The sequence below is a fragment of the Curtobacterium sp. 1310 genome (assembly GCF_017834105.1).
Taxonomy (GTDB): domain Bacteria; phylum Actinomycetota; class Actinomycetes; order Actinomycetales; family Microbacteriaceae; genus Curtobacterium.
On record NZ_JAFICY010000001.1, the window covers coordinates 398,277 to 423,752 of the forward strand.

Here is a 25,476-nt window from a genome sequence, read left to right on the forward strand (position 1 = left end):
AAGGGAACACCATGGCAGAGCACGACGACGAGGCAGTGAACTCGTCCTCGGCTGTCGAGAAGCACGGCGCGACCAGCACGTCGGCCGGGATCGCGGTCGTCCCCGCGGACCCGTTCGAGAACCCGGGTGAGCCGCCGCACCGCGCGCGCCGCACCGATGTCGACCCGAAGAAGCAGCGTCTGGCCGAGCGTCAGGTCGCCACGTTCTTCTACCTGTCCATCGTGGGCAGCGTCCTCGCGATCGCCGCGTACATCGCCTTCCCGATCGACCCCGAGGACTTCGGCACGGTCCGTGCCGGCAACCTCTGGCTCGGTCTGGCGATCGCCCTGGCCCTGCTCGCGCTGGGCCTCGGCGCCGTCTACTGGTCGAAGTCGCTCGTCGTGGACCGCGAGATCACGGAACTGCGTCACAGCACCCGTGGCACCGACGCGACCCGTGCCAAGGCGGTCGAGGCGTTCCAGCTCGCCGACAAGGAGTCCGGGTTCAGCCGTCGCAAGCTGATCCGCAACTCGATGATCGGTGCCCTGGTGGCCTTCCCGCTGCCCGGTGTCGTCCTCGTCCGTGACTTCGCCCCGGCGGAGGACCCGAACGAGCTCCTGCGCCACACCTTCTGGAAGTCCGGCATGCGACTGACGAAGGACCCGACGGGTCTGCCGATCAAGGCGTCGGACGTCACCATCGGTTCGGTCTTCCACGTCATCCCGGACGGCATGCTCGACTCCGAGCACATGCTCGAGGAGAAGGCCAAGGCCTCCGTCCTCCTCATGCGTCTCGACCCGAAGGACCTCAACCCCTCCGCGGGGCACGAGGACTGGGGCTACGACGGCATCGTCGCCTACTCCAAGATCTGCACCCACGTCGGGTGCCCGGTCGCGCTCTACGAGCAGCAGACGCACCACCTGCTGTGCCCGTGCCACCAGTCGACGTTCGACGTCTCGAACAACTGCGAGGTCATCTTCGGCCCGGCTGCACGTCCCCTCCCCCAACTTCCGATCGCGATCGACGACGACGGCTACCTGGTCGCACAGAGCGACTTCCACGAGCCGGTCGGACCGTCCTTCTGGGAGCGTGAACGCTGATGACCAGCACCACCACCACGAGCGCGCCGGCCACGGCCACACGGCCCGAGCCGACGCGCGGGTCCCGACTCATCGGGGCCACCGCCAACTACATCGACGAGCGCACGAGCATCTCGGGCCTGGTGAAGGAGGTCGGGCGCAAGATCTTCCCCGACCACTGGAGCTTCATGCTCGGCGAGGTCGCGCTGTACAGCTTCGTCGTCGTCCTGCTGTCGGGGACCTTCCTGACGTTCTTCTTCCAGGCGTCGATGACCGAGGTCGTCTACAACGGCTCGTACGTGCCGCTCAAGGGCGTCGAGATGTCGACCGCGCTGCAGTCCACCCTGAACATCTCGTTCGACATCCGCGGTGGTCTGTTCGTCCGACAGATCCACCACTGGGCCGCCCTGCTGTTCGTCGCCTCGGTGATGCTGCACATGGCCCGCGTGTTCTTCACCGGTGCCTTCCGCAAGCCGCGTGAGCTCAACTGGGTCTTCGGCTTCGTGCTCTGGGTCCTGGCCATGGCCGAGGGCTTCACCGGCTACTCGCTCCCCGACGACCTGCTCTCCGGCAACGGCCTGCGCATCATCGTCGGCATGATCGAGGGCGTCCCGGTGATCGGCGTGTGGATCGCCTACCTGCTGTTCGGTGGCGAGTTCCCGGGCACCGACATCGTCGGCCGCCTCTACACGCTGCACATCCTGCTGCTCCCGGCGATCCTCGTCGCGGTGCTCGGTGTCCACCTCGTGCTCGTCGTCATCAACAAGCACACGCAGTTCGCGGGCCCCGGCAAGACCAACGAGAACGTCGTCGGCGTCCCGATCCTGCCGGCGTTCGCCGCGAAGGCCGGTGGCTTCTTCTTCATCGTCGCGGGCATCCTCGCCCTCATCGCGTCGCTGTTCACGATCAACCCGATCTGGAACTACGGCCCGTACGACCCCTCCCCCGTGTCCGCCGGTACCCAGCCCGACTGGTACATCGGCTTCGCGGACGGTGCGCTCCGTCTGGTGCCGCCGCACTGGGAGGTCGTGTGGTTCGGCTACACGGTGTCGTTCAACATCCTCGTCCCGATCGCCGTCCTCATGGCGCTCATCATCGCGATGTTCGCCTACCCGTTCCTCGAGGCGTGGGTCACGGGCGACAAGCGTGAGCACCACCTGGCCGACCGTCCGCGCAACGCTCCGACCCGTACCGCCTTCGGTGCCGCGGGCATCACGCTCTACGCGTCGCTCTGGGCCGCTGCCTCGTCGGACATCATCGCGACGCACTTCATGGTGTCGATCGAGCACGTGATCCACGTCATCCAGGCCACGACGGTCCTCGGTCCGTTCGTCGCCTTCTGGATCACGAAGCGGGTCTGCCTGGCGCTGCAGAAGAAGGACCGCGAGATCGTCCTGCACGGCTACGAGTCGGGTCGCATCGTCCGGCTCCCGCACGGCGAGTACATCGAGGTGCACGAGCAGCTCGACGAGTACGAGCGCTGGAAGCTCCTGCAGTTCAACGAGTACAAGCCGCTCATGGTCCGTCCGGACGCCAAGGGTCGGATCACCGGTGTGCAGAAGGTCCGTGCGAACCTGTCCCGCTTCTTCTTCGAGGACCGCATCGCGCCGGTCACGAAGGCCGAGCTCGAGGCAGCGCACGCCGCGCACCACGGCCCGGAACTGGAGGGCGACCACCAGGCCCAGGCCCCCGCGCTGGGCGCAGGCAACCACTAGGTTCCTCGGCAAGAACGAACGAGCCCCTCGACCACACCGTGGTCGGGGGGCTCGTTCGTTCGCCTGTTCTGGTGCAGACTCGCCACTCCCGGTTCACCGTGCATTCAGAGTGGCGTGCTGGACTCGTCATCGACGGTGTGGCAACGTGTTGCACCACGCATCCGCCAACGGAACGAGAGACCGATGGACAGCCGGACGGCCGAACACCCCAGGCCGAACCACTTCCTCCTCCACCTCAGCGACACCCACCTCGTGGCGGGTGACGGCGCGCTCTACGGCGACGTCGACTCCGCAGCACGGCTCTCGGCGATCGTCGCCGACATCGAGGCCTCCGGCACCCACCCGGAGGCCATCGTCGTCACCGGCGACGTCGCCGACAAGGGCGAAGCCGGTGCCTACGTCCGGATCCGCGACATCGTCGAGCCGGCTGCCCGCCGGATCGGCGCGCAGGTCATCTGGGCCATGGGGAACCACGACGAGCGCGGTGCCTTCCGCCAGGAGCTCTTCGGGCTGCAGCCGACCGATCGTCCGGTCGACTTCGTCTACGACGTGAACGGCCTCCGCGTGATCACCCTCGACACGAGCGTGCCGGGGGCACACCACGGCGAGGTCTCCCCCGCGCAGCTCGACTGGCTCGCCGAGGTGCTGTCCGAGGCGGCGCCGCACGGCACGATCCTCGCCATGCACCACCCGCCCGTGCCGAGCGTGCAGGACCTCGCCGTCCTCGTCGAACTGCGCGACCAGGCGGCCCTCGCGGAGGTGATCGAGGGGTCGGACGTCATCTCGATCATCGCCGGACACCTGCACTACTCGACGAGCGCCGTGTTCGCGGGCGTGCCCGTGTCCGTCGCGAGTGCCACCTGCTACACGCAGGACCTCACCGAGTACCAGGGCGGCACCCGGGGGCAGGACGGCGCGCAGTCGTTCAACCTCGTCCACGTGTACGGGAACAACGTCGTGCACTCGGTGGTGCCGATCGGCCACTACTCCACGGTCGGGGAGCCGGTGTCGTCGGAGCAGACGGAGGCACGTCTCGCGGCGGCCGGCATCACCATCGCCCCCGCCGTCGAGCCGGCGCCCGTCACCTCGAGCATCCCGGTGTTCACCCTCGACACGGTGCCCACCTCCCCCGTCCGCCGCTGACGGCTGTCCGTCCTCGACGGCTGTCCGTCCTTGACGGTCGTCCGCCGATGACGGCCTGACGTCGCTGCAGGCCGCACACCGCGATGCGGGTGACGCCCCTGTGGGACGCGCGCCGAGCCTCCCGTCCGTCGCTGAGGCCACTCCTGCCCGCCGAGCGAGCACGACATGCCGCGCGCCGGTCGTCCGCCGGGCACGACTCGTCGCGCCAGCGCGCCCAGCGCGACAGGAATGGCCCGCTCGCTCGGCGGCGCCAGGGCTGGCCCGCTCGCCGCCACGAGGGAGACCGGGCCGCTGGGGGCTACTGCGCGTCCTGCTCCCACGGCGCCGGGAACGGGAAGTACTTCTCCAGGAAGTCCGTCACGCGCCGCGTGCGCTCGTCGTCGGAGACCTCCGGGAAGCTCCCGTCGTTCAGGCAGAAGAAGTCGACGTTCCGCTTCTTGAGCAGGTCCTCCAGCGCCTTCAGCCCGGACTGCATCGTCGTGTCGACGTAGCGCACCGGAGCGTTCTCCTGCACGATCGCCCGACCGGTGAGCAGCGCGTAGTAGTGGTACAGGGAGTTCGTCACGGAGATGTTCTCGGCCGCGCGGAACCGCGATGCCATCGTCGCGCGGAACTCGTCCGCGAACTCGTGCTCCATCTCGGTCATGATCGAGGCGCGCAGCGGTGTGGGCGCGTGCTCGAGGTGCCGTGTGGTCACCGCGCCGAAGCGCTGCTGCAGCAGGCGACGGTTGACGCGGGCGGAGTTCTCGAACCCGCTCCGTGCCGGGTTGTTCGTCCCGAGCCCGATGCGGGTGGTCGCGAGGATGAACTTCGACACCGACCCCGGGCTGAAGAACACCGACGGCTCGACCATCCGCCCGAAGAACATGTCGTCGTTCGAGTAGATGAAGTGCTCGCTGATGCCCGGGATGTGGTGCAGCTGCGACTCGACGGCCTGCGAGTTGTGCGTCGGGAGCACCGAGGGGTCTGCGAAGAACTCCTCGCTCCGGACGATCCGGACCTTCGGGTGGTCGGCGAGCCACGCGGGCGCCGGCGAGTCCGTGGCGATGTAGATCTGGCGGATCCACGGCGCGAAGGTGTGGACGGAGCGCAGCGCGTACTTCAGCTCGTCGATCTGTCGGAAGCGCGCCGGAGCATCGTCGCCCTCCCCCAGCACGGCGTTCGCCTGCGCGGCCTGACGTGCCCGCTGGTACTCGATCGCGTTGCCGTCGACCCACGAGAAGACGATGTCGATCGGGAACCGGATGTCCGACACGTGGTCGTCGAACATGTGCTCGACGGTGCGCCAGGTGCGGCCGTAGCGTTCGATGTCGACGAGCTCGAACTCCTCGACGGGGAGACTGCGGCGCATCAGGGCGTTCTCGACGGGGGCGAGCACCTCGGTGTCGGTCACGCGCCAGAACTCGAGCTGCACGCTCGTCTCGGCGCCGTAGCGGAGGCGTCCCATCGGCTCGAGCCGGGGTCGGAAGAGCCGGAGCACCGGCTCGTCCACCGATCCGAGACCGTCGTCGACCACGAGCACGGCGGGCTGTCCCGGCGGCTTCGCGTAGAACGGCTCGTTGACCGCGGCGGCCATGATCGCGCTCTCGGCACGCTGCCGGTCGCGCTCGTCGACCGCGACGACCGGACGTCGGTCGTTGCCGCGGATGAGCAGGTGGTCGACGTCGCCGGCGGTGAGCGCGTCGTCGAGGAACAACAGGTCCTCGATCATCGACTGCTGGGGCGTCAGGTGCCCGTTGACCAGGGTCAGGCGTCCCTTGCGGACGACGACGTCAGGTCGGTCGAGACCGCCGGAGGACGGTCGAGGGTTCAGCAGAGGACTCTCGGTCGCCGGCTCGGTCTCGTGGCTCATCCATGCCCTTCGCATCGCGTCAGCCGGGCCCTGTGCCCGGCTCCTGCGATCCTACCGTCCGGCGGGCGCGCGCGAGCGCCGCGCGGTCACGGTCGGGAGGCGCGCCCCGAGTCCGTCCCGCGCGGCACCTTGACGGCGATGCCGGTCAGGATGAAGGCCGCGGCAGCGACGAGCTGGAGGCCCGCCCAGACCTGGCCGGGGATCGGCACGATCACGACGGGGTTCCAGCACACCGCGATCGCGGCCGTGAGCGCGACGGCCCACCAGGAGCGGCCCCGGACGGCGAAGACGAGCACGATCAGCGCGAGCACCGTCACGCCCCACCGGACGAAGACGAAGCCCGAGGAGTCGAGGACCGCGACGAAGGCGATGAGGACGACCGCGGCGAGCAGCGACGGCGCGAGTGCCGGGCGCGTGAAGGGCGGCATCCCGTCGGCCGACGCCGCGGTGGTCGCCGGGCGCTCGTCGGGGCGGTGCGTCGGCACCCCCTGCAGCGACGAGCCTGCGGGGGGCCGACCCTTCCGTGCCATCAGGCGCCGGCCTCCTCGAGGTCGATCGCCTGGATCGGACGGGACATCGGCGGCAGCCCGCGGACGCGCTCGAGCGCCGGGACGAGCTCGTCGACGACCGCGCGGTAGCCGTCGGCGGTGAGGTGCAGGCCGTCCTCGGTGTAGCGGTCGGCGAGGTGGTCGTCCTCCGCGAGGGCCGGCCAGAGGTCGAGGTACTGGGCGTGGCAGGTGGCGACGAACTGACGGAGGTGCCGGTTCGCCTCCTCGATCTTGGCGCACCAGTCGGCCTGGCGGGGCAGGATCGACACGAGCAGCAGACGGACGCCGGGGAGCTCGCGGCGGAGCGTCACCAGGATCGACTCGACGCCGCGGACGACGTGCTCGACGCTCGACCGGTGGTTCCCGAAGTCGTTCGTCCCGATGAGCAGCACGATCACCTCGGGCTGCTCGGCGATCACGGCGTCGAGTCGCGCGAGCACCCCGTCGGTGGTGTCGCCGCCGACGCCCTGGTTGCTCGTGCGCTCGCCCGGGAGCCACTGGTCCCAGGAACCCTGCTCGGTGATGCTGTCGCCCAGGAACAGGACGGTGGGGTGTTCGGTGGTCATGCTGCCTCCTCGTGTACCGGTTCCTGCGGCCCATTCTGCTGGGTCCAGTTCCGCCCCGTCGACTCCGTGTGCTGCGACTCGCGCTCGGCCGCCGCCGTGATGCGTTCGACCATGCCGGGGAAGATGATGCCGTGGAAGGGCAGGATGCCGTACCAGTACAGGCGTCCGGGCAGTCCCTGGGGGAAGTAGATCGCCCGCTGGTGGTAGTCGCTGCCGCCGTCGTCGCTCGGGGTGACCCGCATCTCGAGCCAGGCGCGTCCCGGCGACTTGAACTCGGCGCGGAGCCGCAGGTAGCGCCCGCGTTCGAGCCGCTCCACCCGCCACCAGTCGAGTGCATCGCCCTGCTCCAGGCGGTGGGGGTCGCGTCGACCGCGGTTCAGGCCGACCCCGCCGGCGACCTTGTCCATCCAGCCGCGCGCCACCCACGCCAGGGGGAAGGAGTACCAGCCGTTCTCGCCGCCGATCGACTCCACGACGCCCCAGACGTCGTCCGCGCTCGCGCTCGAGTGCCGCTTCCGGTCGTCGACGTAGACGGTGTGCCCGGCCCACTCCGGATCGCTCGGCAGCGGGTCCGCCGGGGTCGAGGAGAGCGTGGCGCTGCGCCAGCTCGTCTGCACCTCGCCCTTCCGCATCTTCGTCAGGGCCAGCCGGACGGCACGGCGGTAGGAGGTGAGTCCGCCCTCCGGACGCGGGACGTACCGGTCGATGTCGTGCTCGCGTTGCACGCACTCGAACTGGAGCGACTCGATGATCGGTGTCGCGAGCTTCCGCGGGATCGGCGTCACGATGTTGAACCAGTGTGCGGAGAGACCCGGGGTCAGCACGGGCAGGACGGTGAAGCGGCGCTGCGGCAGCTTCGCCTCGACCGCGTAGCCGTTCAGCATCTGCCCGTACTTGAGGACGTCGGGACCACCGATGTCGAACGTCCGGTTGACGTCGGCGGGGATGCCGAGCGCCTCGACGAGGTAGTACAGGACGTCACGGACGGCGATCGGCTGGGTGCGGTTGCGGACCCAGCGGGGTGCCGGCATCCAGGGCAGGACGTCCGTCACGTGGCGGATCATCTCGAACGAGGTGCTCCCCGAGCCGATCACGACACCGGCCTGGTAGGCGATCGTCGGCACGCCGGAGGCCAGGAGCACGTCCCCGACCTCCTTCCGGCTCCGGAGGTGCTTCGACAGCTCGCCGTCGGGGTGCAGCCCGCCCAGGTAGACGAAGCGGCGCACACCGGCGTCGTGGGCCTCGCGCGCCATCGTCTCGACGGCGTCCCGTTCGGCCTGCTCGAAGTCGCCGTCGGCACCCATCGCGTGCGCGAGGTAGTAGACGGCCCCGACGCCCTGGACGGCGGACCGGACTGCCTCGGCGTCCTGCAGGTCGCCCTCGGCGACCTCGACGTCGTCGTGCCAGGGCACGTCCTGGAGCTTCCGCGGCGTGCGGACGAAGACACGGACGTCGTGCCCGGCCTCGAGGAGGCGGGGGACGAGTCGTCCGCCGATGTACCCGGTCGCACCGGTGACGAGGACCTGCATGGAGGGCACGGTACGCGCGTCGCCTCCGGGTAGGCTTTCCGGGTGGACAACGCAGCGATCCCCGCACACCAGGACCGGGCCGACCAGCACGAGCTCGGCGCCGACGCCGTGCGCGCCCTCATCGACCACGCGATCCTGAAGCCCGAGCTCACCCGCGCCGACGTCGATGCGCAGCTCGACGAGGCCGCGGCGCACCGGGTCTTCAGCGTCTGCGTCCGTCCGAGCGACGTCGCGCACGCCGTGGAGCGCCTGCAGGGCACCGGGGTGGGCGTCGGCACCGTGATCGGGTTCCCGCACGGCACCACGACCACCGCCGCGAAGGTCGCCGAGTCGCTGCAGGCCCTGGCCGACGGCGCCTTCGAGCTCGACATGGTGCAGAACGTCGGCGCAGCGCGCTCCGGTGACTGGGACCGGGTCGAGCAGGACGTCCGTGCGGTCGTCGACGCCGCCGGGGACACCGTGGTGAAGGTCATCCTCGAGACCGCGTTCCTGACCGACGACGAGATCGTCGCCGCATCGCGAGCGGCCCAGCGCGCCGGCGCGGCCTTCGTGAAGACGTCGACCGGGTTCGCCGCCGGCGGCGCGACGGCCGAGCACATCCGCCTGATGCGGGACACCGTCGGTCCCGACACGGGTGTCAAGGCATCCGGCGGCGTCCGCGGCCTCGACACGCTGCTCGAGATGGTCCGGGCGGGTGCCGACCGCATCGGCACGAGCGCCTCGGCACGCATCCTCGACGAGGTCGCACACCGTGCGTCCACCGGCACCGCGTCGGCACTCGGCGACGACACCTCCTCCTACTGACGTCTCGGCCGCCCGCGCGCGCGAGCGGCCCCACCCGGGCCCGAGCGGACCGACCCGGTCCCTCCGGACCGACCCGGTCCGTCCGGACGTCCGGACCAGCAACGACCGACCCGACCACACCGCCGGGGCCGGCTCGCACCGACGCGAGGTCACGTCGTCACGGTGAGCCGGGCCTCCAGACCGCCGCATCGGAGCGCGCATGTCCAGCACCGCACCCCTGTCCCCCTCGTCCGCGATCGCGCTGGCCGTCGATCTCGGCGGCACCAAGGTCGAGGCGGCCCTCGTCACCGACCAGGGCGTCGTCCTGCCCGGCACCCGGCACCGGCAGCCCACCGGACCGTTGCGGAGTGCGGACGAGCTGCAGGCGGCGGTCGACCAGGTCGTGACGGCGACCCTCGCGACGCTGCCGGCGGACGCCCGGCTCGTCGGCGTGGGGGTCGGCGCGGCCGGTCCGGTCGACGAGGAGCACGGCCTCGTCTCGCCCCTCAACATGCCGGTGTGGCGCGGGTGGCCGCTCCGCGACCGGGTCGCGGCCCTGGTCCCCGAGGGGGTGCCGGTGACGCTCCGGATGGACGGGCTCGCGATCACCCTGGCCGAGCACTGGGTCGGTGCGGCGCAGGGCTCGGACCACGTCATGGGGATGATCGTGTCGACGGGCGTCGGCGGCGGTCTCATCCTGCACGGGCGCACGGTGAGCGGACCCACCGGCAACGCCGGACACATCGGCCACGTCGAGTGCGGCGGCTTCGACGACCCGTGCGCCTGCGGCGGTACCGGCTGCCTCGAGGCGGTCGCCAGCGGGCCGAAGACCGTCGCCTGGGCGCAGCGACAGGGCTTCGCCGGGAGCACCGGCGAGGAGCTCTCCGCCGCGTACGCGGCCGGCGACGAGATCGCGGTGGCGGCGGTCCGGCGGAGCGGGCGGGCGCTCGGACAGGCCGTCGCGGCGGCGACGAGCCTGGTGGACCTCGAGGTCGTCGCGATCGGCGGCGGCTTCTCGCACGTGACGCCGGACCTGTTCGAGTACGCCCGCGAGGCGGTGGCCGAGCGGGTCGAGTTCGGCTTCGTGACGAAGGTCCGGATCGTGCCGACCGCGCTGTCCCAGGACGGGCCGCTCATCGGGGCGGCAGCGCTCGTCCACCGCGCCGACGTGCTGCGCTGACGCCCCGCAGGCGCACGTGCACGGGCGCGCGCTCGTGCTCGTGCTCGGCCGAGGCCGGCGTCCTCTCCACAGGCCCGACCGCGGTGATCGTCCGTCCGGCAGGATGAGCGGGTGCCGACACCCCGCCTGCTGACCAGCGACGACTGGCCGGAGACGGAGCTCCGCGCTGCGGTGCTCTCCGGCGAGCTCGTCCCCGTCGGGTGGTGCTGGGCCTCCCCCGCGGAACCGCAGACGCCCGCCCTCCGCGCCGCCGCGCACGCGTGGCGCGTGCCCGACGACCGTGTGGTGGCGAGCGGGCGGTCCGCGGCCTGGATCTGGGGTGCGACGTCGCGCCCGCCCTCGCCGGTCGAGGTGAGTGTCCCGCCGACCGTCCGCATCCGTGTCGACCCCGACGTGCGGCTGCGCGAGGTCCGGCTCCCCGCCGAGGACACCGTGCTGGTGGGCCCGATCCGGGTGACCTCGCCGGAGCGCACCGCGGTGGACCTGCTCCGCGCGCCCGGCGCGTTCGACGCGTCCGCGCGCGATGCCCTGCGCGGCCTCGTGGCGATCGGGGTGGTGCGGGTCGGCGAGGTCCGGCGCCGCCTGGCAGCGCTCGGGACGATCCCCATGGTGCGGCAGGCGGCCCGGCGTCTCGACCAGGCGATCGCCGCGACACCCGATCAGGCGCCGGCCGGGGTCAGCCCGCGCTGACCCGGTACACGTCGTAGACCGCGTCGATCCGCCGCACGGCGTTCAGCACCCGGTCGAGGTGCGTCGTGTCGCCCATCTCGAACACGAACCGGCTGAGCGCCAGGCGGTCCGAGGACGTCGACACCGTCGCGGACAGGATGTTCACGTGGTGGTCGGTCAGGACGCGCGTGACGTCGCTGAGCAGCCCGGAGCGGTCGAGCGCCTCGATCTGGATCTGCACGAGGAACACCGACTTCGACGACGGGGCCCACTCGACCTCGATCATCCGGTCCGGCTCGTTCATCAGTGACTTCACGTTCGTGCACGACGCCTGGTGCACGGAGACGCCCTGACCGCGGGTGATGAAGCCCACGATCTGGTCGCCGGGCACCGGCGTGCAGCACTTCGCGAGCTTCACCAGGATGTCGGGCGCGCCGCGGACGAGCACACCGCTGTCGCTGTTCCGGAGCTGGCGGCTCGTGACCTGTCGCGGGAAGGCGAGCTCGGGCTCGTCCGTCTCGGCCTCGGTCTGCACGTTGCCGAGCACCTTCTCGATGACGGACTGCGTGGACACGTGGCCCTCGCCCACCGCCGCGTAGAGCGCGGAGACGTCGTCGTACCGCATCGACGAGGCGACCTCGGCGATGGAGTCCTGGCTCATGATGCGCTGCAGCGGGAGGTTCTGCTTGCGCATCGCCCGGGCGATCGCGTCACGGCCCTGCTCGATGGCCTCTTCGCGGCGTTCCTTGGTGAACCACTGCTTGATCTTGTTGCGGGCACGGGGGCTGCGGACGAACGTCAGCCAGTCCTGGCTCGGGCCGGAGTCCGGGTTCTTCGAGGTGAAGATCTCGACGACGTCACCGCTCGACAGCGTGCTCTCGAGCGGGACGAGGCGCCCGTTCACCTTGGCACCCATCGTGCGGTGCCCGATCTCGGTGTGGACCGCGTAGGCGAAGTCGACCGGGGTCGCACCGGCGGGCAGGCCGATGACCTTGCCCTGCGGGGTGAAGACGTACGTCTCCTTGGCGCCGATCTCGTAGCGGAGCGAATCGAGGAACTCGCCCGGATCGCTCGTCTCGGCCTGCCAGTCGGTGATGTGGGCGAGCCACGCCATGTCCTGGTCGTCGGTGGTCGAGGAGGCGTCGACGTCCCGTCCCTGGGCACGCTGCTTGTACTTCCAGTGCGCCGCGACACCGAACTCGGCACGCTGGTGCATCTCGTGCGTGCGGATCTGGATCTCCACGGCACGGCCCTGCGGTCCGAGCACCGTCGTGTGCAGGGACTGGTACAGGTTGAACTTCGGCGTCGCGATGTAGTCCTTGAAGCGACCGGGCAGCGGGGTCCACCGGGCGTGCACGGAGCCGAGCATCGCGTAGCAGTCGCGGACGGTCGGCACGAGCACGCGGATGCCGACCAGGTCGTAGATCTCGTCGAACTCGCGCCCGCGCACGATCATCTTCTGGTAGATCGAGTAGTACTGCTTCGGCCTGCCCATGACCTCGCCGCGGACCTTCGCGGCCTTCAGGTCCTTCTTGAGCGTGCCGATCACGTTCTGCACGAACTGCTCGCGCTTCGGCTGCCGTTCCTTGACCAGGCTGTCGATCTCGACGTACAGCTTCGGGTGCAGGACCGCGAACGACAGGTCCTCGAGCTCCAGCTTGATCATCTGGATGCCGAGCCGGTGCGCCAGGGGCGCGTAGATCTCGAGCGTCTCCTTGGCCTTGCGCGACGCGGACGCGGACTCCACGAAACCCCAGGTGCGCGCGTTGTGCAGGCGGTCGGCGAGCTTGATGACGAGGACGCGGATGTCCTTCGACATCGCGATGACCATCTTGCGGACGGTCTCGGCCTGCGCGCTGTCGCCGTACTTGACCTTGTCGAGCTTGGTGACACCGTCGACGAGCATCGCGATCTCGTCGCCGAAGTCCGCGCGCAGCTGGTCGAGCTGGTAGTCGGTGTCCTCGACCGTGTCGTGCAGGAGCGCCGCGGCGATCGTGATCGTGCCGATCCCGAGGTCGGCGAGGATCTGCGCGACCGCGACCGGGTGGGTGATGTACGGCTCGCCGGACTTCCGCTTCTGGCCGTCGTGGGCGCGTTCGGCCACCGAGTACGCCCGCTCGATGAGCGTGACGTCGGCCTTCGGGTGGTGCGACCGGACGGTACGGATGAGCGTGTCGACCGCCCCTGCGGGCTGCGCGCGCGAGAAGAGGCGCGGCAGCAGCGACCGCAGGGAACCGAGGTTGCCGGTGGTCGTCGCGTTCAGCGGACTGGAGGGCCGCGGCGCGGACCCGGGACGGCTCGCGCCGGGCGTGGGCGCACCCTGCGACGAGGACTCACGGGTGTCCGTCATGATGCGCCTCCTGCGACCGGTGTCCGGGTACGGTCAGGCAAGCCTACGCGCGTCCGGTCAGTGCTCGTGACGCGGTTCGCCCTGGGCGTCGCCGAACGATCCGGCGCGCACGACCGGCTCGCCCGCCTGCTCCCAGGCGACCATGCCGCCGGTCAGGTTCACCGCCGGCACCCCGGACTGCTCGAGGGCGGCGACGACCCGCGCGGAGCGGGCGCCGGAGTGGCAGACGACGATGGCGGGCTGGTCACCCCCGTCGATCTCCTGCCAGCGGGCCACGAGCTCGGACATCGGGACGAGCGTCGCCTCCGGGGCGTGCACCTCGTCCCACTCCCCCTGCTCGCGCACGTCGAACAACCGCGCGCCCCCGTCGAGCCGGCGTCGGGCTTCGGCCACGTCGACGTCGTGCACCTCGACCGCCATCAGGCGACCTCGGCCGCGGCGTCGACCTCGCGCTGGCGCTTCTCGGCCGCCCGCGTCTTCTTCGCGTCGGCCTCCTTGACCTTGGGCTCGTTCTCGCGGAGGTGGGCGTACATCGGCGACGCGATGAAGATCGTCGAGTAGGTGCCGACGATGATGCCGATGAACAGTGCCAGCGAGATGTCCCGCAGGGTGCCGGCGCCGAGCACGTACGACCCGATGAAGAGGATCGCGGCGACCGGCAGCAGCGCCACGACCGAGGTGTTGATCGACCGGACGAGCGTCTGGTTCACGGCGAGGTTCACCGACTGCACGAAGGTGCGGTGCGACTCCTGCGACGTGTTCTCGCGCACCTTGTCGAACACCACGACGGTGTCGTACAGGGAGTACCCGAGGATGGTCAGGAAGCCGATGACGGCAGCGGGGGTGACCTCGAGCCCGACGATGCCGTAGACGCCGGCGGTGATGAGCAGGTCGTGCAGCAGCGCGACCATGGCGGACACGGACATCTTCCACGTGCGGAAGTAGACGGCCATCACCACGGCCGCCAGCGCGAGGAAGATGACGAGACCGCGGATCGCCTGCGCGAGCACGTCGGCTCCCCAGGTCGCGCCGATGTACGTCGAGGCGACCTGGTCGTCCGACACGCCGTAGGCCTCGGCCAGGGCGTCCTGCACCTCGCTGGTCTCGCGGTCCGTCAACTGCTCGGTCTGGACGCGGATACCGTCCTGGCCGACCTGGGAGACGCGCGGCACGCCCTCGGGGACGATCGACTCGACCGTTCGGGTGGCGACCGACTGGTCGAGGTCCTTCGCGTTCGAGATCGTGAACTCGGACCCGCCGGTGAACTCGATGCCGAGGTGGTACCCGCCGCGGAGCCACGGCACCGCCAACGAGACGACGATCGCGATGAGGGCGATCAGGTACCAGGTCTTGCGGCGCCCGACGATGTCGTACGAACGCTTCCCGGTGTAGAGGTCGCTGCCGAACTGGCTGAAGCTGGCCATCAGTCGTCCTTCCCGTCCGGCGTGGAGCCGTTGTCGCCGGAGGCCTGCTGGGCCTTCCGCTCTGCGATCGTCTGGCGGCGCTGGGCCTCGCCCGCGCTGCGCTGGCGCTTGCCGTCCACGACCGGGGCGCGGAACTGCGCCCGGCCTCGGTAGACGGCGCCGAGGGCGGACGGGTCGAGTCCGCTGAACTTGTGTCCCTCGCCGAAGAACCGGCTCCGGGCGATGAGCTGCATCATCGGGTGCGTGAAGAGCACGACCACGACGACGTCGATCAGGGTGGTGAGGAGCAGCGTGAACGCGAAGCCCTTCACGTCGCTGACGGCCAGGATGTAGAGCACGACCGCGGCGAGGAAGTTGATCGAGTCCGACGCCAGGATCGTGCGGAGGGCGCGCTTCCAGCCCGACTCGACGGCGCTCTCGAGACCACGGCCGTCGCGGAGCTCGTCACGGATGCGCTCGAAGTACACGATGAACGAGTCCGCCGTGATGCCGATGGCCACGATGAGACCGGCCACGCCCGCGAGTGACAGTCGGTAGTCGACACGCCACGACATGATCGCGATCACGAGGTAGGTCAGCACCGCCGCGACGCCGAGCGAGAGCACGGTGACGAACGCGAGCGCCCGGTACTGGATGATCGAGTAGATCACGACCAGGATCAGACCGATCAGGCCGGCGACGAGACCGCCGACGAGCTGCGCGGTGCCGAGCGTCGCCGAGATGTTCTCGTTCGACTGCACCTGGAAGTTGATGGGCAGGGCGCCGTACTTCAGCTGGTCGGCCAGGGTCTTGGACGACTCGGCGGTGAAGTTGCCGGTGATCTGCGCCTTGCCGTTCGTGATGGCCGCGTTCGAGGCGGGCGCCGTGATGACGGTGCCGTCGAGCACGATCGCGAACTGGTTCTGCGGCGCGGGGAGCTTGACGAGGCGGCTCGTGACGTCGCGGAAGTCGTCCGAGCTCTTGCCCGAGAACGTCAGGTTGACGGCCCACTGCCCGGTGGTCGCGCCCTGGGAGTCGGTGGCGAGACCCGAGGTCGCGTTGCTGATGCCCGAACCGGAGACCTCGACGGGGCCGAGGATGTACTTCGCGGCGCCGTCCTGGTCGCACGTGACGAGCGGCTCGTCGTCGGGCGCCGTCGTGACGTCGTCCGGGGCCGCGCAGTTGTAGTTCGTGTACAGGTCCTGCAGCGCCGGCGTGACCTGGGACAGGTCGCTGCCGTTGGTCGGCTTCGCGCTCGGGGTCGCGTCGAGCGATGCCGGCGGCGAGTACGGCGTCGGCGAGGCGGTCCCGCCATCGCTGCCGCCGACCGCCGTGTTCGTGGCCGCCTCGGTGTAGAGCACCGGTCGGAAGGTCAGCTTCGCCGCTGCCTCGATCCGGTCGATCGTCGCCTTGTCGGGCTTGCCGGGGATCGACACGACGATGTTGTTCGTGCCCTGCGTGTTGATCTGGGACTCGGAGACGCCGGTCGCGTTGATGCGCTGGCGGATGATGTTGACCGCCTGGTTCAACTGCTGCGAGGTGACGGAACCGCCCTCGGTGTTCTGCGCCGCGAGGGTCAGCTGCGTGCCGCCCTGCAGGTCGAGCGCCAACTCGGGGACCCAGCTCGCGCCGGCGAACCACTCGTCGGTGTCGTCCTTGCTGTTGGCGGCGAGCACCGACGCGGCGGTGTTCAGGCCGGCCAGGGCAGCCATGATGATCACCAACCAGGTGAGCGAGCGCAGCGCCTTCTTGACGGGTGTCGATCGTGCCACCGGTCGTCTCGTCTTTCTGTTCAGGACCGACGACCTCACGGACGGCGGCAGGGGTGTGGCCGCCGGGTCGGTGGACCCGGCGGCCGAGGGCGTCAGTCTTCGGTCTTGCGCTTCGTCGGGTCGGTCTCGTCGGCACGCTCGCCGTAGACGGGCTCACCGTTGAGCTCGGTGACCGGCTTCGGGGCGGTGGTCTCGTCGTCGGCCACCACGGCAGTCTCGACGTCGGACGCGTCCTCGTCGACCACGCGCGAGAGCGTCTGGCGGTGCACCGTCACGATGGTGCCGGGGGCGACCTCGACGTCCGCCGTGACCTTGTCGTCGTCGACGGACACGAGCGTGCCGTAGAGGCCGAACGAGAGCATGACACGGGAGCCCGGGACCATCTTCGTCTGGAGCTCCGCCTGCTGCTTCTTGCGCTTGCGGCTGCTGTAGAACATGAACGCGGCGAACGCCACGATGATGACGATGAGGAAGAGTGATTGGTCCATGGGGGCGGTGCCTTCTCTGGTTGCTCGGATCCAGCCGGAGCGGTCGCTGCTCGGCTTCGGGCCGTAGCAGTCTAGGGCACGGGCGTGTCCGCGATCGGGCAACCGCCTGAGTCCGTGCGGGCCGACCATGACACTCGGGCAGCCGGGATCAGAATATCGTATACGGGATCAGTCGTCGAACAGACCGGGCTGTGCGCCGGCTCCCTCGCCCGGGGACATCCCGAAGTGACGCCAGGCCTGCGGGGTCGCGATCCGCCCGCGGGGCGTCCGGGTCACGAGTCCGACGCGGACCAGGAAGGGCTCGACCACCGATTCGATCGTCTCGGACTCCTCGCCCACGGAGACGGCGAGGGTGTTCAGGCCCACGGGGCCACCGTCGAACCGCGTGAGCATCGTCTCGACGACGGCGCGGTCGAGCCGGTCCAGCCCGAGCTCGTCGACGTCGTACAGGTCGAGCGCCCCCTGCACGGCGGCCATCCCGTCCGAGGTGCCGTGCACGAGGGCGTAGTCGCGCACCCGGCGCAGCAGGCGGTTCGCGATGCGCGGGGTGCCGCGGGAACGACCGGCGATCTCGCGCAGGGCGATCCGGTCGATGCGCAGGTCGAGCAGGTGCGCCGCGCGGATCAGCACCTGTTCGAGTTCGTCCTTCTCGTAGAACTCGAGGTGCGCGGTGAAGCCGAAGCGGTCGCGGAGCGGGTTCGGCAGCAGCCCGGCACGCGTGGTCGCACCGACCAGGGTGAACGGCGCGAGGTCGAGCGGGATGCTCGTCGCGCCGGCTCCCTTGCCGACCATCACGTCGATCCGGAAGTCCTCCATCGCGAGGTAGAGCATCTCCTCCGCCGAGCGCGCCATCCGGTGGATCTCGTCGATGAAGAGCACTTCGCCGGGGACGAGGGAGGACAGCACCGCGGCGAGGTCGCCGGCGTGCTGGATCGCGGGGCCGCTCGACATCCGCAGCGGCCGACCGGACTCGTGCGCGACGATCATCGCGAGGGTCGTCTTGCCGAGCCCGGGCGGACCGGCCATGAGGATGTGGTCGGGGGTGCGTTCCTGCATGGCCGCCGCCTTGAGCAGGAGGTCGAGCTGGCCGCGGACCTTGCGCTGCCCGACGAACTCGTCGAGCGACTTCGGTCGGAGCGCGCCCTCGAAGGCGAGCTCCTCCTGCGACTCGGCTCCCGCCGAGGTGATCCCGCTCACCGGCCGGCCCCCGCGGGACGCAGGGTGCCGAGCGCGGCGCGGAGCAGGGCCTGCGTGCCCATCGCAGCGGCACCCGGGTCGCTCGCCACGACGGCGTCGACGGCGGACTGTGCCGCGTCTTCGCGCCAGCCGAGTCCGACGAGCGCCGACACGACGTCGAGCGCGGCCGGGTGCGCGCTGCCACCCGCGGCCGTCGCGGACGCAGGCGCCTGCTCGAAGGCCACGAGCTTGCCGGAGAGGGCGACCGTGATGAGCTTCGCGGTCTTCGGGCCGATGCCGGACACCTTGCGGAACGCCGAGTCGTCCTCGCTCGCGACGGCGTTCGCGACCTGTGCCGGGTCCATGTGGGCGAGGACACCGAGCGCCGACTTCGGCCCGACGCCGGAGACGCTGCGGAGCAGGTCGAACACCTGGAGCGCGTCGGTCGACTCGAAGCCGAAGAGCAGGTGCTCGTCCTCGCGCACGATCATCGCCGTGCGCAGGAACACCTCGGAGCCGTGGCGCATCGTCAGTGCGTGCGCCGGGGTGACCGTGACGGCGTACCCCACTCCCCCGACCTCGACCACGACGGCCGATCCGGAGACGTCGATGCAGGTTCCCCGGAGGCTCGCGATCATGCCCACGAGCCTAGGGCCGCCCACCGACGGCGCCGGCCCGCCGCGCGGCGGCACCCGGACGCGATGCCGCGGCAGCGGCACGCGCGAGCGGCGTGTCCGCGACCCCGGCCTGCGCGTCCCGCCAGGCGCGCTGTGCCGGGGTGAGCGTCGACGGGCCGGGACCGACCCGGTCGGGTGATCCGAGCCTCCAGGCATGGCAGACCGCCAGGGCGAGCGCGTCCGCGGCGTCGGCGGGCTTCGGGGCCTCGTCGAGCCCCAGCACCCGCGCGATCATCGTCTGCACCTGGCGCTTGTCGGCGTTCCCGTAGCCGGTGACCGCCGCCTTGACCTCCGACGGCGTGTGCAGCCCGACGGGCAGCCCACGGGCGGCGGCGGCGTGCAGCGCCAGCCCCGCCGCCTGCGCGGTGCCCATGACCGTCCGGACGTTCGCCTGTGCGAAGACACGCTCGACCGCCACCGCGTCGGGGCGGTGGTCGTCGATCTCGGCAGCGATGCCGTCGGCGATGCGCAGGAGCCGCTGCTCCAACGCCATGTCCGCGGGCGTGCGCACGACCGTCACGTGGACGAGTCGTGCGCGCCGGTTCGGTGCGACCTCGACGACGCCGACGCCGCACCGGGTGAGCCCGGGGTCCACCCCGAGCACACGGAGCACCGGACTAGTCCTCGTCCTCGTCGAGCTCGGCCTGGACCTCCGCGGGGATGTCGAAGTTGGCGTAGACGTTCTGCACGTCGTCGCTGTCCTCGAGTGCGTCGATCAGCTTGAAGACCTTGCGGGCGGTGTCGGCGTCGACCGGGACCTTCACCCCGGGGACGAACTCGGCATCGGCCGAGTCGTAGTCGATGCCGGCGTCCTGCAGCGCCGTGCGCGCCGCGACGAGGTCGCTCGCCTCGGTGATGACCTCGAAGCCGCCGCCCTGGTCGACCACGTCCTCGACACCCGCGTCGAGGACGGCCGTCATGACGGTGTCCTCGTCGAGACCGTCGGTCTTCGTGACCGAGATGACGCCCTTGCGCGAGAAGTTGTAGGCGACGCTGCCCGGGTCGGCCATGGTGCCGCCGTTCCGGGACATCGCCGTCCGGACCTCGGCCGCAGCGCGGTTCTTGTTGTCGGTGAGGCACTCGACGAGCATCGCGACACCGTTCGGGCCGTAGCCCTCGTACATGATCGTCGTGTACTCGATCGACTCACCGGTCAGGCCGGCGCCGCGCTTGATCGCGCGGTCGATGTTGTCGTTCGGGACCGAGGTCTTCTTGGCCTTCTGGACGGCGTCGACCAGGGTCGGGTTGCCCGACAGGTCCGCGCCGCCCATCTTCGCGGCGACCTCGATGTTCTTGATGAGCTTGGCGAACGACTTCGCACGGCGCTGGTCGATGACCGCCTTCTTGTGCTTCGTCGTTGCCCACTTGGAATGCCCGGACACGGTGCTCCTTGCGTCTAGCGGAAGATCCGGACCAGTGTACCGGCCGGGAGGCGCGGATCACCGCCGCCCCGCCCCCTTGCGCGAAACGCAACGTCGGCGACACCGCGCAGTGCGATGCCGCTGCGAGGAACCGCCGACGTTGCGTCTTGCGGGTCGGGAGGACCTAGGCGCTGCGGACGATGTCGAGGAAGCGGCGGTGGAAGCGGTCCTCGCCGGCGACCTCGGGGTGGAACGCGCTCGCGAGCACGGCGTCCTGCTGCACGGCGACGACCTGCCCGTCGGCGAGGGCACCGAGCACCTGGACGCCGGCGCCGTGCTCCTCGACCACGGGGGCGCGGATGAACACCGCGTGCACGGGGGCCTCGCCGAGTGCCGGCATCGGGATGTCGGTCTCGAAGGAGTCGTTCTGGCTGCCGAAGGCGTTGCGGCGCACGGTCGTGTCGAGCACGGCGAGCGTCTGCTGCCCCGGGATGCCCGCGGCGATCCGGGAGGACAGCATGATCATCCCGGCACAGGTGCCGTAGGCGGGGAGTCCCCCGCGGATCGCTGCGCTCAGCGGTTCGGCGATGCCGAACGTCCGGGACAGCTTGTCCATGACGCTCGACTCACCGCCGGGGATCACGACGCCGTCGAGCGCCTCGATCTCCTCGGGCCGACGGAGCGGCACCACGTCGGCGCCGAGCTCCGTCAGCGAGGCGATGTGCTCGCGGAAGTCACCCTGCAGCGCGAGGACCCCGATGCGGGGTCGGGCGCTCACCAGCCGCGCTCGGCGAGGCGGTGCGGAGCGGGGACGTCGGCGACGTTGATGCCGACCATGGCCTCGCCCAGACCGCGGGACACCTCGGCGATGACCTTCGGGTCGTCGTGGAAGGTCACGGCCTTGACGATCGCCGCGGCGCGCTTCGCCGGGTCGCCCGACTTGAAGATGCCGGACCCGACGAACACACCGTCCGCACCGAGCTGCATCATCATCGCGGCGTCGGCCGGGGTGGCGACACCACCGGCGGTGAAGAGCACGACGGGGAGCTTGCCGGTCTGCGCGACCTCCTTCACCACGTCGAACGGGGCCTGGAGCTCCTTCGCGGCCACGTAGAGCTCGTCCTCCTTGAGGTGGCGGAGCGCAGCGATCTCCTTCGAGATGGTGCGGATGTGCTTCGTGGCCTCGGACACGTCACCCGTGCCGGCCTCGCCCTTGGAGCGGATCATCGCCGCGCCCTCGGTGATGCGACGGAGTGCCTCGCCCAGGTTCGTGGCGCCGCAGACGAAGGGCGTCGTGAACTTCCACTTGTCGATGTGGTTGACGTAGTCGGCGGGCGACAGCACCTCGGACTCGTCGATGTAGTCGACGCCGAGCTCCTGCAGCACCTGCGCCTCGACGAAGTGGCCGATGCGGGCCTTCGCCATGACGGGGATCGAGACGGCGGCGATGATCTCCTCGATCATCGACGGGTCGGACATGCGGGCCACGCCGCCCTGCGCGCGGATGTCGGCGGGGACGCGCTCGAGGGCCATGACGGCGGTCGCGCCGGCTTCTTCCGCGATGCGGGCCTGCTCGGCGTCGATGACGTCCATGATCACGCCGCCCTTGAGCATCTCGGCCAGGCCGCGCTTGACGCGGTCGGAGCCGGTGATCGAGGTGCCGTTGGTGCCCGAGGTGCTGGTGCTGTCGCTCATGATGCCGACAGTCTAGTCCGCAGCGGGCCAGCCGTCGGCGACGAGCCGGCGGGTGTCACCGAGCATCTGGGACATGGACTTCGTCCGGGCGATGATCGGGAAGAAGTTCGAGTCCGACGCCCACCGCGGCACGATGTGCTGGTGCAGGTGCGCGGCCACACCGGCGCCCGCGATCTCGCCCTGGTTCATGCCGATGTTGAAGCCGTCGCAGTGCGACACCGCACGCAGTACGCGCATCGCGGTCTGGGTCAGTTCGGCGATCTCCCGGATCTCCTCGGCGGTCGCCTCGTCGTACAGCGGGACGTGGCGGTAGGGGCAGACGAGCAGGTGCCCGTTGTTGTACGGGAACAGGTTGAGCAGCACGTAGGCGTGCTCACCCCGGGCGACGATCAGGGCGTCCTCGTCGGACTTCCGCGGTGCCTCGCAGAACGGGCAGTCGTCCTCGTGCCCGCGGCCCCGACCTTCGCGCCCGGCTTCGATGTAGGCCATGCGGTGCGGGTTCCACAGGCGCTGGAAGGCGTCCGGCACCGCCGCACCCGTGGCCGCGTCGCGGATCACCAGCGGGTCGTCCGCGCTGCCGGTGCCCGCGGCACCGCCCGTGTCGACGACCGGCGGACCGGGGTCGGCCGGGATCGCGGAGCCGGCCGGCCTCCCGGAGTCGGCCGGGGCCCCGGGACCGGCCACGTCGACGACGTGACCGGTCCCGGGGACGGACTCCGAGCCTCCCGTGCGGTCCATCAGACCTGTGCGCGGTCGCGGATCGCAGTGAGGATGCGGTCGACCGCCTCGTCGACCGGCACGCCGTTGTCCTGGCGACCGTCGCGGAAGCGGAACGAGACCGCCCCGGCGTCGCGGTCGTCGCCACCGGCGATCAGCTGGAAGGGCACCTTCGCCTTGGTGTGCGTGCGGATCTTCTTCTGCATCCGGTCGTCCGAGTGGTCGACCTCGGCGCGGACACCGTGCGCACGGAGCTTCGCGACGACCTCGTCGAGGTAGTCGCCGTACTCCGCGGCGACCGGGATCGCGACGACCTGCACCGGGGACAGCCACGCCGGGAACGCACCCGCGTAGTGCTCGGTGAGGACGCCGAAGAAGCGCTCGATCGAGCCGAACAGGGCGCGGTGGATCATCACGGGACGCTGCCGCGAGCCGTCCGGGGCCGTGTACTCGAGCTCGAAGCGCTCGGGCAGGTTGAAGTCGAGCTGCACGGTCGACATCTGCCACGTGCGACCGATCGCGTCGCGGGCCTGGACGGAGATCTTCGGACCGTAGAACGCCGCACCGGCGGGGTCCGGGACGAGTTCGAGACCGGACTCCTCGGCGACCTCGCGCAGGGTGTTCGTGGCGATCTCCCACACCTCGTCGTCGCCGACGTACTTCTCCGGGTCCTTCGTGGAGAGCTCGAGGTAGAAGTCGTCCAGCCCGTAGTCGCGGAGGAGCGAGAGCACGAACTCGAGCGTCGTGGTCAGCTCCTCCTTCATCTTCTCCTGCGTGGTGAAGATGTGGGCGTCGTCCTGGGTCATGCCGCGCACGCGGGTCAGGCCGTGGATGACGCCGGACTTCTCGTTGCGGTAGACCGTGCCGAACTCGAACATCCGGAGCGGCAGGTCGCGGTAGGAGCGGGCCTGCGAGCGGTACGCCAGGATGTGCATCGGGCAGTTCATCGGCTTGAGGTAGTAGTCCGCACCCTGTCGGGTGACGTTGCCGTCCTCGTCGCGGGCCTCGTCCATGTGCATGGCCGGGAACATGCCGTCCTTGTACCAGCCGAGGTGGCCGGACTGCTCGAACAGGTCGCCCTTCGTGATGTGCGGCGTGTAGACGAAGGAGTAGCCCTCCTGCTCGTGCCGGCGGCGCGAGTAGTCCTCCATCTCGCGGCGGATGATGCCGCCCTTCGGGTGGAAGATCGCCAGGCCAGAGCCGATCTCGTCCGGGAACGAGAACAGGTCGAGCTCCGCGCCGAGCTTGCGGTGGTCGCGCTTCGCGGCCTCCTCGAGTCGGACGAGGTACGCCTTGAGCTGGTCCTTGTCCGGCCAGGCGGTGCCGTAGATGCGCTGCAGCTGCGGGTTCTTCTCCGAGCCGCGCCAGTACGCCGCCGCGACGCGCATGAGCTTCGCCGCGTTGCCGATCCACCGGGTGTGCGGGACGTGCGGGCCACGGCAGAGGTCCTGCCACACGACCTCGCCCGACTTCGGGTCGACGTTCTCGTAGACCGTGAGCTCGCCGGCCCCGACCTCGACGCTCTCGCCGGAGTCGCCCTCGGCCGCGGCGCCCTTGAGGCCGATGAGCTCCTGCTTGAAGGGCTCCCCCGTCATCAGCTCGCGGGCCTCGTCGTCGGTGACGACCTTGCGCCGGAAGCGCTGGGCCTGCTTGACGATGCGGTCCATGCCCTTCTCGATGGCCTTGAGGTCCTCGGGGGTGAAGGGCTCGGCGACGTCGAAGTCGTAGTAGAAGCCGTCGGTGACGGGCGGGCCGATGCCGAGCTTCGCGTCCGGGTTGATCTGCTGCACGGCCTGCGCGAGCACGTGTGCGGCGCTGTGCCGGAGGATGTCGAGGCCGTCCTGCTCGTCGAGCGTCACCGGCTCGACGGTCTCCCCCGCCTCCACGTCGGCCGCGAGGTCCTTGAGCACCCCGCCGACGCGGATCGCGACGACACCGCGGACGCCGTCGAAGAGCTCGGTGCCCGTCGTGGCCGTCGTCGCGGTGCGGGGCTCGGGTGCCTGGGGCAGGTCTGCGGGCTCTGGTGCGACTGCGTCGGTCACGATCGTGGTGCTCCTCGGTTGGTTCAGGGGTGGGTCAAGACTAGTGCGCGGCCGCGGCGGTGAAGGCGCGGCCGCGGCGGTGAAGGCGCGGCCGCGGCGGTCCAGGCCGGCGGCAGCGGTCCAGGCCGGCGGCAGCGGTCCAGGCCGGCGGCAGCGGTTCAGGCCGGCGGCAGCGGTTCAGGCGGGGACGCGGCCGAGCGTCGTGACGGGCAGGCGCGGCTCGAGGCGCTCCCGACCGGAGAGCCCGTCGAGCTCGAGCAGCGACGCGAAGCCGATCGCCTCGTACCCGGCACGCTCGAGGAGCGTGATCGTCGCCGCAGCGGTGCCCCCGGTCGCGAGGACGTCGTCGACGACGAGCACGCGCGTGCCCTGCGGGAGCTGGCCCGGCCGGAGCTCGAGCTCTGCCTCGCCGTACTCGAGCGCGTACTGCTCGCTCAGGACCTCGCCGGGCAGCTTGCCGGCCTTGCGGACCGTCAGCACGCCGACCTGGTGCTGGGCCGCGATGCCCCCGGCCAGGGCGAAGCCGCGGGCCTCGATGCCGGCGACCGCCTGGAAGCCCGCACCGATCGCGAACGGCGCCGCGAGGGCCTCGCAGACCCGTCCGAACGCCACGGGGTCGGAGAACACCGGCGTCACGTCGCGGAACAGGATCCCGGGCTTCGGGAAGTCCGGGACGATGGCGGTCAGGCGTTCGACGAGTGCAGCTGCGGTTTCGGTCACCGCACAACGGTACGCGACCGCAGGCGCCGCAC

Annotated in this window: 24 protein-coding genes; 6 read left to right on the forward strand and 18 right to left on the reverse strand. The window is 70.5% G+C overall.

All coding sequences use genetic code 11. The annotated features are described in order from the left end of the window. Window positions 1-11 precede the first annotated feature (11 nt). The 3 genes from JOD95_RS01810 to JOD95_RS01820 all read left to right on the forward strand — a co-directional run bounded on the left by JOD95_RS01810 (window position 12) and on the right by JOD95_RS01820 (window position 3,916). Entirely contained in the window at window positions 12-1,079 is a 1,068-nt protein-coding gene (locus tag JOD95_RS01810; protein ID WP_066654314.1) for a ubiquinol-cytochrome c reductase iron-sulfur subunit, read from the forward strand. Beyond that, window positions 1,079-2,773, forward strand: coding sequence for a ubiquinol-cytochrome c reductase cytochrome b subunit (locus tag JOD95_RS01815; RefSeq protein ID WP_066654312.1), 1,695 nt, complete (start codon window positions 1,079-1,081; stop codon window positions 2,771-2,773). Before JOD95_RS01810 ends, JOD95_RS01815 begins: the two co-directional genes overlap by 1 nt. Window positions 2,774-2,956: 183 nt before the next feature. After that, on the forward strand, window positions 2,957-3,916 hold the full coding sequence (locus JOD95_RS01820; protein ID WP_209682581.1) for a phosphodiesterase: 960 nt from the start codon (window positions 2,957-2,959) through the stop codon (window positions 3,914-3,916). A gap of 298 nt (window positions 3,917-4,214) precedes the next feature. On the opposite strand, the gene JOD95_RS01825 is transcribed toward JOD95_RS01820, so the two are convergent. From JOD95_RS01825 to JOD95_RS01840, 4 genes are all read right to left on the reverse strand, one after another. Further along, on the reverse strand, window positions 4,215-5,768 hold the full coding sequence (locus tag JOD95_RS01825; RefSeq protein WP_209682584.1) for a stealth conserved region 3 domain-containing protein: 1,554 nt from the start codon (window positions 5,766-5,768) through the stop codon (window positions 4,215-4,217). A gap of 86 nt (window positions 5,769-5,854) precedes the next feature. After that, entirely contained in the window at window positions 5,855-6,298 is a 444-nt protein-coding gene (locus tag JOD95_RS01830) for a DUF6804 family protein (RefSeq protein WP_245171073.1), read from the reverse strand. After that, window positions 6,298-6,882, reverse strand: a complete 585-nt coding sequence (locus JOD95_RS01835) for a GDSL-type esterase/lipase family protein (protein ID WP_209682587.1) — start codon at window positions 6,880-6,882, stop codon at window positions 6,298-6,300. Before JOD95_RS01835 ends, JOD95_RS01830 begins: the two co-directional genes overlap by 1 nt. Further along, window positions 6,879-8,411 carry an SDR family oxidoreductase gene (locus JOD95_RS01840; RefSeq protein ID WP_209682590.1) on the reverse strand — a complete coding sequence of 511 codons (1,533 nt, stop codon included), beginning with the start codon at window positions 8,409-8,411 and terminating at the stop codon, window positions 6,879-6,881. The genes JOD95_RS01835 and JOD95_RS01840 overlap by 4 nt, the downstream gene beginning before the upstream one ends. Window positions 8,412-8,453: 42 nt before the next feature. Between JOD95_RS01840 and deoC the strand changes: the two genes are divergently transcribed. The 3 genes from deoC to JOD95_RS01855 all read left to right on the forward strand — a co-directional run bounded on the left by deoC (window position 8,454) and on the right by JOD95_RS01855 (window position 11,064). Next, window positions 8,454-9,215: a deoxyribose-phosphate aldolase gene (gene deoC / locus JOD95_RS01845; protein WP_374191714.1), complete on the forward strand. Its 762-nt coding sequence runs from the start codon at window positions 8,454-8,456 to the stop codon at window positions 9,213-9,215. 199 nt (window positions 9,216-9,414) lie between these two features. Next, window positions 9,415-10,374: an ROK family protein gene (locus tag JOD95_RS01850; protein WP_066654306.1), complete on the forward strand. Its 960-nt coding sequence runs from the start codon at window positions 9,415-9,417 to the stop codon at window positions 10,372-10,374. A 111-nt stretch (window positions 10,375-10,485) separates the two neighbouring features. Beyond that, complete coding sequence (locus JOD95_RS01855) at window positions 10,486-11,064, forward strand: type IV toxin-antitoxin system AbiEi family antitoxin (RefSeq protein WP_209682593.1); 579 nt, start codon at window positions 10,486-10,488, stop codon at window positions 11,062-11,064. Here JOD95_RS01855 and JOD95_RS01860 read toward each other — a convergent pair. From JOD95_RS01860 to JOD95_RS01925, 14 genes are all read right to left on the reverse strand, one after another. After that, the gene (locus JOD95_RS01860; RefSeq protein WP_245171075.1) at window positions 11,051-13,393 is read right to left on the reverse strand and encodes a bifunctional (p)ppGpp synthetase/guanosine-3',5'-bis(diphosphate) 3'-pyrophosphohydrolase; all 2,343 of its coding nucleotides are present in this window, start codon (window positions 13,391-13,393) and stop codon (window positions 11,051-11,053) included. The genes JOD95_RS01855 and JOD95_RS01860 overlap by 14 nt on opposite strands. Before the next feature lie 57 nt (window positions 13,394-13,450). Further along, window positions 13,451-13,813, reverse strand: coding sequence for a rhodanese-like domain-containing protein (locus JOD95_RS01865; RefSeq protein WP_081984848.1), 363 nt, complete (start codon window positions 13,811-13,813; stop codon window positions 13,451-13,453). After that, window positions 13,813-14,817 carry a protein translocase subunit SecF gene (gene secF / locus JOD95_RS01870; protein WP_066654302.1) on the reverse strand — a complete coding sequence of 335 codons (1,005 nt, stop codon included), beginning with the start codon at window positions 14,815-14,817 and terminating at the stop codon, window positions 13,813-13,815. The genes JOD95_RS01865 and secF overlap by 1 nt, the downstream gene beginning before the upstream one ends. Further along, window positions 14,817-16,568, reverse strand: a complete 1,752-nt coding sequence (gene secD / locus JOD95_RS01875; protein ID WP_209682595.1) for a protein translocase subunit SecD — start codon at window positions 16,566-16,568, stop codon at window positions 14,817-14,819. Before secD ends, secF begins: the two co-directional genes overlap by 1 nt. Window positions 16,569-16,660: 92 nt before the next feature. Beyond that, window positions 16,661-17,056 (reverse strand): preprotein translocase subunit YajC, encoded by a 396-nt coding sequence (gene yajC / locus JOD95_RS01880; RefSeq protein WP_209682597.1) that lies wholly within the window; start codon window positions 17,054-17,056, stop codon window positions 16,661-16,663. Between the two features lie 168 nt (window positions 17,057-17,224). Further along, window positions 17,225-18,253: a Holliday junction branch migration DNA helicase RuvB gene (gene ruvB, locus JOD95_RS01885; protein WP_209682599.1), complete on the reverse strand. Its 1,029-nt coding sequence runs from the start codon at window positions 18,251-18,253 to the stop codon at window positions 17,225-17,227. Beyond that, window positions 18,250-18,870 carry a Holliday junction branch migration protein RuvA gene (ruvA, locus tag JOD95_RS01890; RefSeq protein WP_209682601.1) on the reverse strand — a complete coding sequence of 207 codons (621 nt, stop codon included), beginning with the start codon at window positions 18,868-18,870 and terminating at the stop codon, window positions 18,250-18,252. Before ruvA ends, ruvB begins: the two co-directional genes overlap by 4 nt. 10 nt (window positions 18,871-18,880) lie before the next feature. Beyond that, the gene (gene ruvC, locus JOD95_RS01895; RefSeq protein ID WP_235426326.1) at window positions 18,881-19,522 is read right to left on the reverse strand and encodes a crossover junction endodeoxyribonuclease RuvC; all 642 of its coding nucleotides are present in this window, start codon (window positions 19,520-19,522) and stop codon (window positions 18,881-18,883) included. Between the two features lie 4 nt (window positions 19,523-19,526). Further along, on the reverse strand, window positions 19,527-20,291 hold the full coding sequence (locus JOD95_RS01900; RefSeq protein ID WP_209682603.1) for a YebC/PmpR family DNA-binding transcriptional regulator: 765 nt from the start codon (window positions 20,289-20,291) through the stop codon (window positions 19,527-19,529). 163 nt (window positions 20,292-20,454) lie between these two features. Beyond that, complete coding sequence (gene pdxT, locus JOD95_RS01905) at window positions 20,455-21,048, reverse strand: pyridoxal 5'-phosphate synthase glutaminase subunit PdxT (RefSeq protein ID WP_209682605.1); 594 nt, start codon at window positions 21,046-21,048, stop codon at window positions 20,455-20,457. Continuing rightward, window positions 21,045-21,965 carry a pyridoxal 5'-phosphate synthase lyase subunit PdxS gene (gene pdxS, locus JOD95_RS01910; RefSeq protein WP_066654286.1) on the reverse strand — a complete coding sequence of 307 codons (921 nt, stop codon included), beginning with the start codon at window positions 21,963-21,965 and terminating at the stop codon, window positions 21,045-21,047. The genes pdxT and pdxS overlap by 4 nt, the downstream gene beginning before the upstream one ends. 12 nt (window positions 21,966-21,977) lie before the next feature. After that, window positions 21,978-22,526 carry an HIT domain-containing protein gene (locus tag JOD95_RS01915; RefSeq protein ID WP_245171292.1) on the reverse strand — a complete coding sequence of 183 codons (549 nt, stop codon included), beginning with the start codon at window positions 22,524-22,526 and terminating at the stop codon, window positions 21,978-21,980. 176 nt (window positions 22,527-22,702) lie between these two features. Then, entirely contained in the window at window positions 22,703-24,691 is a 1,989-nt protein-coding gene (gene thrS, locus JOD95_RS01920) for a threonine--tRNA ligase (protein WP_066658210.1), read from the reverse strand. Window positions 24,692-24,901: 210 nt separating this feature from the next. Then, window positions 24,902-25,444 (reverse strand): adenine phosphoribosyltransferase, encoded by a 543-nt coding sequence (locus JOD95_RS01925; protein ID WP_066654284.1) that lies wholly within the window; start codon window positions 25,442-25,444, stop codon window positions 24,902-24,904. Window positions 25,445-25,476: the final 32 nt, after the last annotated feature.